Source organism: Nonomuraea sp. NPDC048882 (assembly GCF_040649755.1).
Lineage (GTDB): Bacteria > Actinomycetota > Actinomycetes > Streptosporangiales > Streptosporangiaceae > Nonomuraea > Nonomuraea maheshkhaliensis.
In genome coordinates this window covers 256,769-271,774 of the sequence record NZ_JBEZGB010000013.1, presented here as the reverse complement: position 1 = coordinate 271,774, position 15,006 = coordinate 256,769, and the positions used below count along the sequence as shown (strand labels likewise).

Here is a 15,006-nt window from a genome sequence, read left to right as displayed (position 1 = left end):
CGAGCAGCCCTGGCGGGCGGACGTACCGATAGGCTCTGACGGCATATCACCTTTCGATTTAGGAGCGCATCCCGTGGCTACCATCGAGGTCGTATACGCCCGCGAGATCCTCGACTCCCGGGGCAACCCCACGGTCGAGGTCGAGGTCGTGCTCGACGACGGCAGCAGCGGCCGCGCGGCCGTCCCGAGCGGGGCGTCGACCGGCCAGTTCGAGGCGGTCGAGCTGCGTGACGGCGGCAAGCGTTACGGCGGCAAGGGCGTGGAGAAGGCCGTCCTCGCCGTGACCGACGAGATCTTCGAGGAGATCAACGGGGTCGAGGCCGAGGACCAGCGCATCATCGACCAGATCATGATCGACCTGGACCGCACGCCCAACAAGGCCAAGCTCGGCGCCAACGCCATCCTGGGCGTCTCCCTGGCCGTGGCCAAGGCCGCCGCCGACAGCGCCGACCTGCCGCTCTTCCGCTACGTCGGCGGGCCCAACGCGCACGTGCTGCCCGTGCCGATGATGAACATCCTCAACGGCGGCGCCCACGCCGACACCAACGTGGACATCCAGGAGTTCATGATCGCGCCGATCGGGGCGGAGTCGTTCCGCGAGGCCGTGCGCGTCGGCACCGAGGTCTACCACGCGCTCAAGGGCGTGCTGAAGGAGAAGGGCTACGCCACCGGCCTGGGCGACGAGGGCGGCTTCGCGCCCAACCTGCCCTCCAACCGCGACGCGCTCGACCTGATCCTCGTCGCGATCGAGCGGGCCGGCTACGTGCCGGGCGAGGACGTCGCGCTGGCGCTCGACGTGGCCGCCTCCGAGTTCCACAAGGACGGCGTCTACACGATCGACGGCAAGGGCCTGTCGGCGCAGGAGCTCATCGAGTTCTACGCCGACCTGGTCGCCAGCTACCCGCTGGTGTCGATCGAGGACCCGCTCGACGAGGAGGACTGGGCCGGCTGGAAGGCCATCACCGAGGCCCTCGGCGACAAGGTGCAGCTCGTCGGCGACGACCTGTTCGTGACCAACCCCGAGCGGCTCGAGCGCGGCATCAAGGAGGGCACCGCCAACGCCCTGCTGGTCAAGGTCAACCAGATCGGCACCCTGTCCGAGACCCTCGACGCCGTGGACCTGGCCCACCGCAGCGGCTACCGCTGCATGATGAGCCACCGCTCCGGCGAGACCGAGGACACGACGATCGCCGACCTCGCCGTCGCGGTCAACTGCGGCCAGATCAAGACCGGCGCCCCCGCCCGATCCGACCGGGTGGCGAAGTACAACCAGCTGCTGCGCATCGAGGAGCTGCTCGATGACGCCGCCCGTTACGCGGGTCGCGCGGCGTTCCCGCGTTTTCGGCGCTAGTTTCGAGTACGGCTCGCGGCGCCCCTGACCCGGCCGCGAGCCGCACTTGAGGGGGTGTGCAGCAACTTGGCGAAGAGACCGCAGCTGACCGGGCGGGCCGCGATCCTGGCCGTCGTGGTGTGTGCGATCGCGATGAGCCTGGCCTACCCGGTGCGCGAGTACATCAGCCTGCGCCGCAGCATCTCCGAGCTGCGGGCGGAGAAGGCCAGGGTCGAGGCGGAGAAGCAGGCTCTGCTGGCCCGAGACCGGCAGAGCGACGACCCCAACTGGATCAAGAAGACGGCCAAGGAACGGCTCCACTACTGCGGGCCGGGCGAGAAGTGCTACGTGGTGATGGAGCCCGACCAGAGCAGGCAGCAGGCGGCGGTGAAGCAGCCCGCGGTGGTGCCGCCGTGGTACGAGACGCTGTGGGAGTCGGTGGAGGCCGCCGACAAGGGCACGGGACGCAGGGCTGTGACGGCCGCTGAGCCATCCCAGGGGCCATCCCAGGGGCCGTCCGAGGGGTCGGCTCGGGGGTCCGACGAGACTCCCGCCAAGCAGCCCACGAAGCAGTCCACCGGGCAGCCCACGAAGCAGCCTTCGAAATCGCCGGCCGGGCAGCCTGCGAAGAAGCCGACGGAACGGCCGACGAAGCCGCCGACGAAACAACCGACTGGGCCGCCCACCGGGCCGGCCATCGGGCAGCCCACCAAGCAGCCGGTCGGGTGAGCCCGCCGGAGCGACCCGGCGGGCTCACCCGGCGGGGCGGCCGCTTTACGAGCCCGCCGGGCGAGCCCGCGACACGGAAGGAACGCGTTGGACAGTAAGGACGTCGAGGTCGTCGAGAAGCAGCTCGGGCGCCCGCCGAGAGGGCTGCGCGAGGTCGCGCACCGCTGCCCGTGCGGCAACCCCGACGTGGTGGAGACCGCGCCGCGGCTGCCCGACGGCTCGCCCTTCCCGACCCTCTACTACCTGACCTGCCCCAAGGCCGCCTCGGCCATCGGCACGCTGGAGGGCTCAGGCCTGATGCGCGAGATGCAGGCCAGGCTGGCCACCGAGCCCGAGCTGGCCGAGGCCTACCGGGCGGCGCACGACGACTACGTGGCCAGGCGCGACCAGGCGGCCGAGGCGGAGGGCCTGGCCCCGCTTCCCCGCGACATGCAGAGCACGGGCGGGATGCCGGAGCGGGTCAAGTGCCTGCACGCGCTGGTGGCGCACGAGCTGGCGGTGCCCGGGGCCAACCCGTTCGGCAGGGAGGCGCTGGACGCACTCCCCGACTGGTGGAGTGACGGACCATGCGTGTAGCCGCCGTCGACTGCGGCACCAACTCCGTACGCCTGCTCATCGCCGACGTCGGCGACGGCGAGCTGGGCGACGTCGAGCGGCTGATGGAGATCGTCCGCCTGGGCCAGGGCGTGGACAGGACCGGCCGGCTGGCGCCCGAGGCGCTGGAGCGCACGTTCGCGGCCATGCGCGGCTACCAGGAGCTGATCCGGCGCCACGGCGCCACCGCCACGCGCGTGGTGGCGACGAGCGCGACGCGCGACGCGGCCAACCGGCAGGAGTTCGTCGACGGCGTACGGAAGATCTTCGGGGTGGAGCCCGAGGTGGTGACGGGGTCGGAGGAGGCCGAGCTGTCGTTCACGGGAGCGACGAGAGGGCTGCTGCGCCTGTCGCCCGAGACCGAGGTGCCGCAGGGCCCGCTGCCTCCCTACCTCGTGGTGGACATCGGCGGCGGCTCCACGGAGTTCGTGGTCGGCTCCGGCCACGCCGAGTCGGCGCTGTCGGTGGACATCGGCTGCGTCCGCCTGACCGAGCGTCACCTGCGCGACGCCGGCGACCCGCCCGCCGCGCCGGCCCTGGAGGCCGTGGTGGCCGACATCGAGGCCGCGCTCGACCGGGTGGAGGCACAGGTGCCGGTCAGGCAGGCGCACACGCTCGTGGGCCTGGCCGGCTCAGTGACGACGGTGGCGGGCATCGCGCTCGGGCTGCCGGTGTACGACTCCGAGCGCATCCACCACTCGCGCGTTTCGGCGGAGCAGGTGCACGAGGTGACGCGGCGGCTGCTCGCGATGACCCATGGTGAGCGCGCGGAGATCCCGGTGATGCATCCGGGAAGGGTGGACGTGATTGGTGCCGGAGCGCTCATTCTTGACCGAATCGTCCGTCGTTTCGCGTTTTCGCAGGTCGTCGTCAGTGAACACGACATCTTGGATGGAATCGCCTGGTCTCTAGCGACATAGCTGAAGAAATCCGGACATTTCTTATTCACAGTCACTGTTGAGAGTGTGATCAGTATTGTGCTTCAGTAAAGGGGCATTACGGGGGCTTTGTCATATCGCTGTGCGCGGAAGGCGCCGGCGTGACGACCGTTCCCGAGCGCGTCTCTTCCCCCAAAGGAATGGAGCACTCTCACATGATGTCTGTCGGGTTAGCACGTAAGGCCGCCGCGTTCGGCGCTTCGGCCGCGATGCTGGCCGGCTTGGCCGCGGGGCTCGTCGCGAGTCCGGCCCAGGCCGCCACCGCCGCCACGGCCTCGGCCGCCGGCAAGGCGGCGGCCAAGCCCGCGTCCAAGTCAAGGGCCTCGGTCTCCACGCCGAAGGCCTCGCCCCGTGCTCACGACGGCTCCTGCCCGGTCAAGGTCGACTTCTCGGCCAAGATCAGGGTGCCGGTCAAGGGCAAGACCGTGCTGGCCTACCGCTGGCTGCACGGTGACGGGTCCAAGAGCAAGGTCAAGGTGGTCCGGCTCACGGGCAAGGGCACCAAGACGGTGACGGTCAAGCAGTCCATCACCTTCAAGGAGGACGTGAAGGGCTGGGAGGCCGTACAGGTCCTCGGTCCGAAGAAGTTCACCTCGAAGAAGGGCCGCTTCTCCGTCTCGTGCGAGCAGCCGCGGGACGACGACAAGGTGCGCACGCACCTCGACCGGACGGTCGAGGCCACCGCGTGGGCGAGCCCGAGCAGGTACGTCGGCCCCTGCACCCCCGGCGACAAGATCGACTTCGTCGGCCGCATCGAGACCAGCCGCCCGACCTGGGTGCGTTACCGCTGGGTGCTCAACGGTGACGTGGTCGACTACGGCAAGATCAGGGTTCGCGACTCGCGCCGGGTCGGCTTCGGCATCTCCCCGCGCCACAGCGGCGAGGGTTATGCCCAGCTGCAGGTCCTGGGTCGCGACGGCGCCTACTCCAACCGGGCCTACTACAAGGTCTGGTGCAAGGACTCGGCTCCCGAGATCCCCAGGCCGGTGACCAAGGTCTCCGCCAGTGCCACCGTGGTCAGCCTCAACTGCGCGGTCAACGCCTCCGCGGTCGTCACCTCGACCGGCGCCGGCCGGGTCGGCTACGTGTGGAAGCTGAACGGCAGCGTGGTGACCAGCGGCGACACCTACTTCGGTCGTAACGGCGGGTCGAAGTCGATCTCCGGCTTCTCCTCCCCGCTGAGCGGCGACGCCCGCAAGGGCGGCACGGTGACGCTGTCGATCAGCGGCCCGAACAACCGCGACCACGTCGTCAAGTCCTACAGCGCGTGCGAGGCCTCGGCCCCGGCGCCGACGCCGACCCCGACGCCGACGAAGACTCCGGAGCCGACGGCTCCCGCGGCGTCGTAGGGATCTGACACCGGATCTGACACCTGGTCTGACGTCGGATCTGATACCGGATCTGACGCCGGATCCGACACTGGGGCGCCGTAGGCGAGTGGGACGGCGCCTCCAGCACGACGAACCGGGTGGCACCCTCGGGCGCCACCCGGTTTTCTGGTTGCCACTACCGCGCTTTGCACAGTAGTGTGCTTCGCGTGGACAGCAGCCAACTGCTCAAAGGCGTGCTCGACCTGGCCGTGCTGGCCGTGCTCAAAGAACGTGACGGCTACGGCTACGACGTCGTGCGCCGGCTCAGGGAGGCCGGGCTCGACGAGGTGGGCGACGCCTCGGTCTACGGCACGCTGCGCCGCCTGTTCAAGGCGGGCGCCCTGACCTCATACGTGGTGGCCTCCGACGAGGGGCCGCACCGCAAGTACTACGGGCTCAACGACGTCGGCAGGCAGATGTACGCCACCTCGGCCAAGACCTGGGCCTCCTTCTCGGCCACGATGGCGACCCTGCTCAAGGAGGAACGAGAATGACCCCCGAACAGTACGCGCAGGCCGTACGTGAGGCCCTGGCGGATCATCCCGAGCGGCACGAACTGCTCGAAGACCTCGACGACCACCTGGGCGAGATCGCGGCGGAGTCGGACCTGCCGCTGGAGGAGCGGCTGGGCTCGCCCGGGGTCTACGCCGACGAGCTGGCGGCCGCCTACGGGGAGCGCCCTGAGAGCGACGGAAACCGCCGTACGGCCGCGCGCGAGTGGGGACGCAGGGTCGGAGCCCGTCTCCGGGTCTCCGCGGCCTACAGCGGCTTCACGGCCTTCCTGCCGGAGCTGCGGCCCGGCTGGTGGGTGCTGCGCGGCTACCTGCTGGCCATGGTCGTCGTGTCCATGGCGGCGCAGGTACGCCTGGTCCCGATGACCCCGAGCGACTGGGCCGTCGTGCTCGCGGGGGTCTTCGCCTCGGTCTGGTTCGGGCGGCGGGCCAGGAGCCGGCCGGTGGTGCTGGTCGCCGTGGCCGCGAACGCGGTGGCCGCGCTGGCGTTGTTCGCGGGCATGGTGGAGGCCGGAGGTCTCACGACGCCCGTGCCCAGCCCGGAGGCCGTCACCTCGATCGGGCGCGTCTACGTGCGGCAGGCCTCCTCCGACGGGGTCTACAACCTGCGGCCGTACGCCAAGGACGGCACCCCGCTGACCGACGTCTACCTCTACGACCAGGACGGCAGGCCGTTCACGACCACGCCTGAGGACTACGGCTACCAGGTGGACAGGTCGTGCGGCGACCCGGTGCTCAACCGCTACCCGCTGCCGCTGATCTCCGGTGACGCGGCCATGAAGGCGGAGGTGGGCGCGGAGATGGAGACGCCCAAGCCCTCGGTGTGCCCGTCGGCCGCCCCGTCAGGTGGCCCGTCGGCCGTCCCGTCGGCGCGTCCATCGGAGGGGACCACGGTCACCGCGACCCCCGCGCCTGCTCAGGGCGACTGATCGGGCACCATCGGTGCCATGAGCTTCGTACCTCCCGGAACCGGCTGGCCCGACGACCCCGCGACCGCCGACACCCCCGTGGCGCTCGGCCCGGCGGACGTGCGCCGCATCGCCGCAGGGTGCGGCACCCTCGCCGAGCTCACGGCCGCGCAGTCGGTCTGCCGGGCGTGTCCCCGTCTGGTGGAGTGGCGCGAGGAGGTCGCGCGGGTCAAGCGGCGCGCGTTCGCGGACGAGACGTACTGGGGCCGTCCCGTTCCCGGATGGGGCGACGAGCGGCCGCGGATCCTGCTGGTCGGCCTGGCGCCGGCCGCCCACGGGGGCAACAGGACGGGGCGCATCTTCACCGGCGACAGGAGCGGCGACTGGCTGTTCGCCTCACTCCACCGCACCGGCCTGGCCGCGCGGGAGACCAGCACGTACGCGGGCGACGGGCAGCGCCTCATCGGCACGCGCGTGCTGGCCTCCGTGCGCTGCGCGCCGCCGGCGAACAAGCCGGCGCCGGAGGAGAAGGCCGCCTGCCTCCCCTGGATGGCCAGGGAGGTCGAGCTGGTCGCGCCGCACGTACGGGTGATCGTGGCGCTCGGCGGGTACGCCTGGCAGGCCATGTGGCCGGCGCTCAAGGCCGCGGGTTACGAGCTGCCGCGCGCCCGCCCGCCGTTCGGCCACGGGGTGGAGCACGAGATCCGGCACGCCGGGAGCCCCGTCACCCTGCTCGGCTGCTACCACCCGAGCCAGCAGAACACCTTCACCGGCCGCGTCACCGCCCAGATGCTGGACGACGTCTTCGAGAGGGCCAGGTCACTGGCTGTGTGACGCGTCCCACCACGCCCGGATTGGATTCGCCGAGAGGCCCTGACATATGCTTGTGAATGCTTTCACAAGCACTCCCACGAGGGATGGGGCCTCAGGATGAACAAGCACATTTTGATCGTCGGCGGCGGATACGTCGGCCTCTACACGGCGCTGCGGCTGCAGCGCAAACTCCACCGCGAGCTGCGCGGCGGAGAAGCCCGCATCACCGTCATCGACCCCCAGTCCTACATGACCTACCAGCCGTTCCTCCCCGAGGCCGCCGCGGGCAACCTGTCGCCGCGCCACATGGTGGCGCCGCTGCGGCGCATCCTGCCGAAGGTGCACATCCTCAACGGAACGGTCACCAAGGTCGACCACGCGGAGCGCACGGTCACCTTCCAGCCGGCCGAGGGCGAGCCGCGCCAGGTGGCCTACGACGTGATCGTGATGGCCGCCGGCTCGATCTCCCGCACGCTGCCCATCCCCGGGCTCACCGACATCGGCATCGGCTTCAAGACCGTGGGCGAGGCCATCGCGCTGCGCAACCGCGTGCTGCACCTGCTCGACGTGGCCGAGTCGACCACCGACCCCGAGGTCAGGCGCAGGGCGCTGACGTTCGTGGTGGTCGGGGCCGGGTTCGCCGGCGTGGAGGCGCTGGCCGAACTTGAGGACATGGCCAAGGACTCGACCCGCTACTACCGCAACATCACGCCCGCCGACATCCGCTGGGTGCTCGTCGAGGCCACCGACCGGGTGCTGCCCGAGGTCGGCCCCGAGATGGGCAAGTGGACCCTGGAGCAGCTGCGCGAGCGCGGCATCGACGTCAAGCTGCGCACCCGCCTGGAGTCCTGCGAGGGCGGTCGCGTGGTGCTGTCGGACGGCTCGGAGTTCGACGCGGAGACGCTGGTGTGGACCGCCGGAGTCAAGCCCAGCCCCGTGGTCAACGACAGCGACCTGCCGCTCGACGAGCGCGGCCGGATCAAGGCCACCGCCATGCTCACCGTGGCGGGCACGCCGGACGCCTTCACCGCGGGCGACGCCGCCGGCGTGCCGGACGTGACGAACCCCGGCCAGTATTGCGCCCCCAACGCCCAGCACGCGGTCCGCCAGGCCAAGGTGCTGGCCGACAACGTCGTCCGTCACCTTCGCGGGCAGGAACTGGTCGAATACCGCCACAAGTACGTCGGATCGGTGGCCGGTCTGGGCCTGCATCAGGGCGTGGCCAATGTCTATGGCGTCAAGCTTCGCGGATTCCCTGCGTGGTTCATGCACCGGACCTACCATCTGTCGCGGGTGCCGACGCTGAACCGCAAGGTCCGGGTCGTCGTCGATTGGACCCTGGCCCTGTTCTTCAAGCGAGAGACGATCTCACTGGGTGAGATGGAGCACCCGCGCGAGGGCTTCAGGGCCGCGGTGGCGACGACTCGCCGCTAGCCCAGGTACGGCAGCGCCCCGGCGATCATCGCCGGGGCGTTTTCGGCACCCCTGGCGCAAGCGGAAGGGGTACCACGGGTGAGTCTTTCAGCGGTCACCGTGCTCGGTGTCGACCGGCCGGGCGTGATCGCCGCCGTTACAGGTTCTCTCGCTGACTGCGGGGCGAACATCCGGGACTCGACCATGACGCTGCTCGGCGGCCACATCGCGATGATGCTGCTGGTGTCGGGCGAGCTCGACTCCGCCGAGCTGCTGAAACGTCTGAAGGTGCCCGACCTGGTGATCAGCGCCTCGGCGGTGGAGGCCCGCCGTCACTTCTGCGACGAGGGCGGCGGGCTGGCCTACGTGCTGACCGTGCACGGCCCCGACCGGCCGGGCATCGTCTCCGCCATCAGCGCGGTGCTCGCCGAGGACAGGGGCAACATCACGGGCATGAGCACCAGGCTCAGCGGACGCCTGTACGTGCTCATCGCCGACGTCGAGCTGCCCAAGGACGTGGACGTGGCGGCGCTCATGCGCCGGCTGGCGGCCACGGGGGCGAGCCTCGACTCCGACATCACCTTCAGACCCGTAGAACCGGATCTCCTGTGACAGGGACAGGAGGAACGGTGCGTGAGGTGCTCGGCGCCCCGCACCCCCTCCTGTCCGCCGTGGCGGAACCGGTGGACCCGACCGACCCCGCGGTCGTGTCCGCCGCGGAGGACCTCCTGGCCACCCTGCGCGCTGAGCGGGGGACGACGGGGCTGGCCGCCCCCCAGATCGGCCTGAGCCTGCGCCTGATCGCCTTTGACGCCGGTCGCCACCCTAGAAGCCGGTCCTGGGCCGGGGAGCTCGTGGTGGCCAATCCACGGCTCTCGCGCGCGGCCCACTGGGACGAGGGCAGGGAGGGGTGCGCGTCCGTCGAGGGGCTCACGGCCGACGTGCGCCGTGCGACGCGTATCACCGTACATGGGCATTTGCCAGGCAGCGGCGAGGCAGTCACCATCGAAGCGGACGCGTTCGAAGCTCGTTGCATTCAGCACCAACTGGACCATCTAGACGGTCTACTCTTCTTGGACAGAGTCCCTGGAGCGCTATCACTTCACCGCAGACTTCACACTTGTGGCGCCTGATGCGAAGTTGTGCTCCTCGGAAGCATGGTCCGTTTCGTATGATTGCGGCGCCCCCGTAGCCCAATGGCAGAGGCAAACCCCTTAAAAGGGTTGACGTGCGGGTTCGAATCCCGCCGGGGGCACTTGCCATCTTCATTGTCCTCGGGTCTCTGACCTGGAGGTTTACCGCGATCGACGGACGGGCCCCGGCCGGCCCTTCTCGGTCGATATCGAGTTGTTATGGAGCTGTCCTGTCACCGGGCGGTCACTGCTGGTGGAGGGCCGGTGCCGCCGGGGCTGAGGGCCCTGTCGGACGGGTGGGTAAGGTCTCGCTCACTGGCTGTTGATGTAGGCGCGCGTTTACCCGGCCGAGCGGTTTTCGTACGCACGACGATATTGACAACGTGGCCGGTTTCTGCTTTCTCCCGACCTGTCGGAGTTTCTTTCCGTGAATGGTTGACTACGCTTTACGACCGGCCCTTTTCGGTTCGGGATAACGGCGTTAGTGGACACCGGCCCGATCGCGGCCGCCATCCCGGCCCCGCCACCGCCGATCTTGACCTGATCTCCCGCCCGATCTCCCGCACGTCGCCGCCCGGTCCGGCCCCGGCCGGTCATCGCGCGCCCGGCGCGCTCCCGGCGGGTTTCCCCGGGGGCGGGGGCGGGGAACTTCGCGGTGAGGCGGTTCGTTGTGATCCCAGCCGAAGTCCCGAATGAACATCGATCTGAGCGTCTAGTTGACCAAGGTGCCGCCGCGCATCGTAGGCTCGGCGTCACAGGAGGCAGCGATGGAGAGCAAGAACCCCGTATTCAGCAGGTCGCGGCAGCAGGCCGCGACGGGCTGGGGCGGCCCCAGTCCGTCCCCCGAGCAGTTGCAGAACATGTACGACTCCCCGTCGTACGCACCCCCGGCACGGCCGGCGTTCCGAACCATGACGCTCGACGACGTCGTGGTCCGTGGGTTCATGACCCTCGGCACCCTCGTCGTGGCCGCCGCCGCGGCCTGGATTCTCAACGTGCCCCCGATGATCGCCATCGGCGCGGCGGTCGTCGCGCTGATCCTCGGGCTGATCGTCTCGTTCACGGGGAGCACCAACCCGGCGCTCATCCTGGGCTACGCCGTGTTCGAGGGCGTCTTCCTCGGCAAGATCAGCGCCGTCTTCGAGGGGATGATCAGCGGCATCGTGATGCAGGCGGTCCTCGGCACGGCGTTCGCCTTCGGCGCGGTGCTGACCGTCTACTCGCTGCGCATCGTCAGGGTCACTCCCAAACTGGTGAAGTTCACGGTCGCCGCCGCCATCGCCGCGCTCGGGCTGATCCTGGTCAACCTGCTCGTCGGCTTCTTCGTCGAGGGCGGTCTCGGTCTGCGTACCGACAGCCCGATCGGCTGGATCTTCAGCGTCGTGATGATCCTGATCGGCTGCTTCTTCCTCCTGCTCGACTTCGACTCGATCGAGCAGGGCGTCAAGCAGGGCGCTCCCGAGAAGTTCGCCTGGCAGTGCGCGTTCGGGCTGACGCTGAGCCTGGTGTGGATCTACCTGGAGGTGCTCCGGTTCATCAGCTACTTCAGCAGTAGCGACTGACCGTCACCACTTACGGTCGTCAGGGGCCTCGCCGTCAAGGCGGGGCTCCTTTCGCTGTGCGATCGAAGATCTACCCATGGTCACGAAATGATGCCCGGCTCAGGGGTTGCCATTCGCACGTCCGTGTTGCAGTGTCAAGCAAAGGACCTTAATCCGCGGAGGTGCCCATGTCCTTGAACCACTCAATGGAGACGCAGACGAAGCTGATAGCAAGGGTCCCAACGATCACGGGACGCGAACTCCCCGAGTGGTTCCAAGCCATCGACAACGGCCCGTCCTTCCTGAGGTGTGACGAGCGGGCCAACTGGCTCGCCGACGAGCACGGGCTGACCCACGGCTACGCCGCCGCCATCGTCCACGAGCACGAGCGGCACCGCCGTAACCGCATGGGCTTCATCTAAGCCCAACCGCCCCCGCGCCCGTGCCGCAAGCGCGGGCGCGTCATCATGAGGGCATGGACATCGACAAGGCCCTCGGCTTTCTTCGCGACAACCACCGAGCGGTCCTGCTGACCCGGCATCGCGATGGGCGTCCGCAGATGTCGCCGGTCACGGCAGGGGTGCAGGACGGTCACATCGTCATCAGCACCAGGGAGACCGCGGCCAAGGTGCGCAACGCCCGCCGCGACCCCCAGGTGTCGCTGTGCGTCTTCACCGACGGCTTCTTCGGCGACTGGATCCAGGTCGACGGCACCGCCGAGATCGTCTCGTTGCCGGAGGCGATGGAGCCGCTGGTCACGTACTACCGCGACATCTCCGGCGAGCATCCCGACTGGGACGACTACCGCGCCGCCATGGTCAGCGACCGCCGCGTCATCATGCGCGTCACGCCGGTCCACGCCGGCCCCGACCGCCACGGCTGACCCTCAACGGCTGACCCTCAACGGCTGGCCCTCAACGGCTGACGGCCGGGTCGCGTTTCCGCGACCCGGCCGCTCGCCGCGCGTCCGCTCAGACGCTCAGACCTCGATCGCGTGCGCCTGGCGTCAGCTCAGGCGCTCGATCACCATCGCCATGCCCTGGCCGCCGCCCACGCACATCGTCTCCAGGCCGATGCTCTTGTCGTGGTGCTGCAGGCTGTTGATCAGCGTCGAGGTGATCCGGGCGCCGGTCATCCCGAACGGGTGCCCGACCGCGATGGCCCCGCCGTTGACGTTGAGCCGGTCGAGGTCGATGCCGAGCTCCCGGTAGGAGGGGATCACCTGGGCGGCGAACGCCTCGTTGATCTCCACCAGGTCGATGTCGTCGATCGCCATGCCGGCCCTGGACAGTGCCATCTTCGACGCCTCGACCGGCCCCAGCCCCATGATCTCGGGCGACAGCCCGGTGACGCCGGTGGAGACGATCCTGGCCAGCGGCGTGATGCCCAGCTCGGCGGCTTTGACGTCGCTCATGATGACGACGGCCGCGGCCCCGTCGTTGAGCGCGCAGCAGTTGCCCGCCGTGACGGTGCCGTCGGGACGGAAGACGGGCGCGAGGGAGGCGACCTTCTCGTACGTCGTGCCCGCCCTGGGCCCGTCGTCCTTGCTCACCACGGTGCCGTCGGGCAGGGTCGCCGGGGTGATGTCCTTCTGCCAGAACCCGTCGGCCAGCGCCTTCTCGGCCAGGTTCTGCGACCGTACGCCGAACTCGTCCTGCTCCTGGCGGGAGACGCCCTTGAGCTGGGCGAGGTTCTCGGCCGTCTGCCCCATGGCGATGTAGACGTCCGGAACGGCGTCGTCCTCGCGCGGGTCGTGCCAGGTGCGGCCGCCCTCGGCGAACGCCTTCGTCCGGCCGCCCGCGTCGAGGAAGGCGGGGTTGTGCGTGTCGGGCAGGGAGTCGGAGTTGCCCTTGGCGAACCTGGACACGGTCTCGACCCCGGCCGAGACGAACACGTCGCCCTCGCCCGCCTTGATCGCGTGGAAGGCCATCCTGGTGGTCTGCAGCGAGGAGGAGCAGTAACGGGTCACGGTGGTGCCGGGCACGTTGTCCAGCCCCAGCATCACCGCCACCACCCGGGCCATGTTGAAGCCCTGCTCGCCTCCCGGCAGGCCGCATCCCAGCATGATGTCCTCGATCTGGGACGGGTCGAGCTGGGGCACCTTGGCCAGCGCCGCCTGGATCATCTGCACGGTCAGGTCGTCGGGCCTGATCTCCTTCAGCGAACCCTTGAAGGCTCGTCCGATCGGGGAACGCGCGGTTGCGACGATGACTGCCTCGGGCATGGCCCCTCCTCTGTCGGCGCTAATTGTAGAACTATATTCCAGTTCACCACGCGAGGCCCGCCCGGCCCATCGCTTATCCGTACATACCCGGCGCCGTCGCTGTGTGGTCATTGACCGCGTGCACGGCGCCCTTCTCGTCGCGCCACAGCCGCCAGCCGTCCTGGCTGCCCGTGAACCAGGGCGGCGGGGCCGTGGCGGGGGAGATCCGCTGCCCGGTGGCCAGGTCGTACTCGCAGACGGCGGCGGTGGCGTAGAAGCCGGGCGCCTGACCGCGCAGCGGCAGCGGCTTGGGGTCGGTGACGCAGAAGGACCAGCCGCGCTCCTCCTCCACCGGCACAGGCCGGCCGGAGGCGATGTCGAACGCCGTGCCCTTGGCGCCGTGCTTGAGGAAGCCGAGCCGGTCCATCCCGTCGGGGAAGGCCAGCCACCAGCCGGAGCCGGGCACGTCGGCGGCGGTGATCTGGCCGAGCACCCGGCCGGAGGCCGAGTCGAGCCGGGCGAAGCCGCCGTAGCCGCCCTGGCGGTCCACCGGGCGCACGACGGGAGCGGCGCCGGGGTTGCCGCTGGGATAGACGCGGACGACGGAGGGCCGCATCCAGTTGATCGTCCCGTCGGCGATCTTCACGGAGAAGAGCCCGAAGGCGGACAGCTTCTTGGTCCGCGGGTTCGTGTACGGGGCCACGTAGCCGACCAGGTCGTCGCCGGTCGAGCCGAAGGCCCAGCCGCCCGACAGGTCGATGCCGGGGCCGAGCGCCTGCTCGATCGGCTGCTGCCACTGCAGCTTGCCGGTCTTGAGCTCGTACGACTCCACCATGGGGTTGGTGGCCAGCCGCAGCAGCAGCACCCGGCTCTCGTCGGACCACTCGACCTCGGAGATCCCCGGCAGCTTCCACAGTTGCTTGCCGGTCGCCGGGTCGAGCACCACCATGCGGGCCTTGGCCAGGGCGGTGTGCTCGGACAGGCACACGTAGGGCCCGCACCGCTGCGGCCCGAACGTCGAGTGCACGGGCCTGGACCACTTCTGCGCGCCCGACAGGGCGTCACGGGCGACGAGGGTGGCGTTCCAGCGGCCCTTCCTGCCCGGGTCGAGCGCGACGATCACGCTGTCGCCGCCGCTCGTCTCCACGATCGCGGGCGTGGAGACCCCCATGCCGGGCAGGCGGCCGGCCATGGTGGCGGGGTGGGCCCACAGGCGCCTGCCGTCACGCAGGCCGATGGCGACGGTTTCGAGGGCTCCGCCGGGCTTCATCGAGGTCGTGGCGACCACCCCGCCGCCCACGGCCATCCGGCTGACGGCGTTGACCTGGCCGTTCTCCCAGGTCGTGAACTTCGTGGTGGCCGCGTCGCTGCCGGAGCAGGCCGTCACGGCGAGGGTTCCGGCGAGGGCGAGGGACGGTTTCCAGTGGGGCCGGAGCACGGGCAATCCACTCCAAAGTGGGACGAGGAGTGACGGCTTCGACGCGAAGGGTGACCGGCTGGGGGCGTGGTCCCGCCGAGCCGT

The 15,006-nt window shown here is 69.8% G+C and carries 16 protein-coding genes and 1 tRNA gene; 15 read left to right on the top strand and 2 right to left on the bottom strand.

Going from position 1 to position 15,006, the window contains the following annotated elements; all coding sequences use genetic code 11:
• Positions 1-73 precede the first annotated feature (73 nt).
• The 15 genes from eno (at position 74) to AB0C27_RS38925 (ending at position 12,164) form a co-directional block, all read left to right on the top strand.
• Complete coding sequence (gene eno, locus AB0C27_RS38995) at positions 74-1,351, top strand: phosphopyruvate hydratase (RefSeq protein WP_357855149.1); 1,278 nt, start codon at positions 74-76, stop codon at positions 1,349-1,351.
• 66 nt (positions 1,352-1,417) lie between these two features.
• Entirely contained in the window at positions 1,418-2,059 is a 642-nt protein-coding gene (locus AB0C27_RS38990; protein WP_357855146.1) for a septum formation initiator family protein, read from the top strand.
• A gap of 87 nt (positions 2,060-2,146) precedes the next feature.
• Positions 2,147-2,635 carry a DUF501 domain-containing protein gene (locus AB0C27_RS38985; RefSeq protein WP_357855143.1) on the top strand — a complete coding sequence of 163 codons (489 nt, stop codon included), beginning with the start codon at positions 2,147-2,149 and terminating at the stop codon, positions 2,633-2,635.
• A complete protein-coding gene (locus AB0C27_RS38980; protein ID WP_357855140.1) occupies positions 2,626-3,573 on the top strand; it encodes a Ppx/GppA phosphatase family protein in 948 nt (315 codons plus the stop codon). The genes AB0C27_RS38985 and AB0C27_RS38980 overlap by 10 nt, the downstream gene beginning before the upstream one ends.
• Positions 3,574-3,749: 176 nt before the next feature.
• Positions 3,750-4,940: a hypothetical protein gene (locus AB0C27_RS38975; RefSeq protein WP_357855137.1), complete on the top strand. Its 1,191-nt coding sequence runs from the start codon at positions 3,750-3,752 to the stop codon at positions 4,938-4,940.
• 188 nt (positions 4,941-5,128) lie between these two features.
• A complete protein-coding gene (locus AB0C27_RS38970; RefSeq protein ID WP_346108819.1) occupies positions 5,129-5,455 on the top strand; it encodes a PadR family transcriptional regulator in 327 nt (108 codons plus the stop codon).
• Positions 5,452-6,402 carry a hypothetical protein gene (locus AB0C27_RS38965; RefSeq protein WP_357855134.1) on the top strand — a complete coding sequence of 317 codons (951 nt, stop codon included), beginning with the start codon at positions 5,452-5,454 and terminating at the stop codon, positions 6,400-6,402. The genes AB0C27_RS38970 and AB0C27_RS38965 overlap by 4 nt, the downstream gene beginning before the upstream one ends.
• Before the next feature lie 18 nt (positions 6,403-6,420).
• Complete coding sequence (locus tag AB0C27_RS38960; protein ID WP_357855131.1) at positions 6,421-7,215, top strand: uracil-DNA glycosylase; 795 nt, start codon at positions 6,421-6,423, stop codon at positions 7,213-7,215.
• Between the two features lie 96 nt (positions 7,216-7,311).
• Positions 7,312-8,628 (top strand): NAD(P)/FAD-dependent oxidoreductase, encoded by a 1,317-nt coding sequence (locus tag AB0C27_RS38955; protein ID WP_357855128.1) that lies wholly within the window; start codon positions 7,312-7,314, stop codon positions 8,626-8,628.
• A 78-nt stretch (positions 8,629-8,706) separates the two neighbouring features.
• On the top strand, positions 8,707-9,219 hold the full coding sequence (locus AB0C27_RS38950) for an ACT domain-containing protein (protein ID WP_346108813.1): 513 nt from the start codon (positions 8,707-8,709) through the stop codon (positions 9,217-9,219).
• Positions 9,216-9,740 (top strand): peptide deformylase, encoded by a 525-nt coding sequence (locus AB0C27_RS38945; RefSeq protein WP_357855124.1) that lies wholly within the window; start codon positions 9,216-9,218, stop codon positions 9,738-9,740. Before AB0C27_RS38950 ends, AB0C27_RS38945 begins: the two co-directional genes overlap by 4 nt.
• A gap of 49 nt (positions 9,741-9,789) precedes the next feature.
• Positions 9,790-9,862: transfer RNA gene (locus AB0C27_RS38940), tRNA-Leu, on the top strand.
• A 645-nt stretch (positions 9,863-10,507) separates the two neighbouring features.
• Positions 10,508-11,302: a Bax inhibitor-1/YccA family protein gene (locus AB0C27_RS38935; protein ID WP_357855121.1), complete on the top strand. Its 795-nt coding sequence runs from the start codon at positions 10,508-10,510 to the stop codon at positions 11,300-11,302.
• 167 nt (positions 11,303-11,469) lie between these two features.
• Positions 11,470-11,703, top strand: a complete 234-nt coding sequence (locus tag AB0C27_RS38930; RefSeq protein WP_106240529.1) for a DUF4287 domain-containing protein — start codon at positions 11,470-11,472, stop codon at positions 11,701-11,703.
• 53 nt (positions 11,704-11,756) lie between these two features.
• On the top strand, positions 11,757-12,164 hold the full coding sequence (locus AB0C27_RS38925; RefSeq protein ID WP_357855117.1) for a PPOX class F420-dependent oxidoreductase: 408 nt from the start codon (positions 11,757-11,759) through the stop codon (positions 12,162-12,164).
• A 123-nt stretch (positions 12,165-12,287) separates the two neighbouring features.
• On the opposite strand, the gene AB0C27_RS38920 is transcribed toward AB0C27_RS38925, so the two are convergent.
• Both AB0C27_RS38920 and AB0C27_RS38915 read right to left on the bottom strand, forming a co-directional pair.
• On the bottom strand, positions 12,288-13,505 hold the full coding sequence (locus AB0C27_RS38920) for an acetyl-CoA C-acetyltransferase (RefSeq protein ID WP_357855115.1): 1,218 nt from the start codon (positions 13,503-13,505) through the stop codon (positions 12,288-12,290).
• Between the two features lie 73 nt (positions 13,506-13,578).
• Positions 13,579-14,922, bottom strand: a complete 1,344-nt coding sequence (locus tag AB0C27_RS38915; protein ID WP_357855112.1) for a PQQ-binding-like beta-propeller repeat protein — start codon at positions 14,920-14,922, stop codon at positions 13,579-13,581.
• Positions 14,923-15,006: the final 84 nt, after the last annotated feature.

Coding starts and splice junctions, on each gene's coding strand:
- AB0C27_RS38920 (WP_357855115.1), bottom strand. CDS start 13,505: ATGCCCGAGGCAGTCATCGTCGCAACCGCGCGTTCCCCGATCGGACGA.
- AB0C27_RS38935 (WP_357855121.1), top strand. CDS start 10,508: ATGGAGAGCAAGAACCCCGTATTCAGCAGGTCGCGGCAGCAGGCCGCG.
- AB0C27_RS38955 (WP_357855128.1), top strand. CDS start 7,312: ATGAACAAGCACATTTTGATCGTCGGCGGCGGATACGTCGGCCTCTAC.
- AB0C27_RS38925 (WP_357855117.1), top strand. CDS start 11,757: ATGGACATCGACAAGGCCCTCGGCTTTCTTCGCGACAACCACCGAGCG.
- AB0C27_RS38980 (WP_357855140.1), top strand. CDS start 2,626: ATGCGTGTAGCCGCCGTCGACTGCGGCACCAACTCCGTACGCCTGCTC.
- AB0C27_RS38975 (WP_357855137.1), top strand. CDS start 3,750: ATGTCTGTCGGGTTAGCACGTAAGGCCGCCGCGTTCGGCGCTTCGGCC.
- AB0C27_RS38965 (WP_357855134.1), top strand. CDS start 5,452: ATGACCCCCGAACAGTACGCGCAGGCCGTACGTGAGGCCCTGGCGGAT.
- AB0C27_RS38930 (WP_106240529.1), top strand. CDS start 11,470: ATGTCCTTGAACCACTCAATGGAGACGCAGACGAAGCTGATAGCAAGG.
- AB0C27_RS38960 (WP_357855131.1), top strand. CDS start 6,421: ATGAGCTTCGTACCTCCCGGAACCGGCTGGCCCGACGACCCCGCGACC.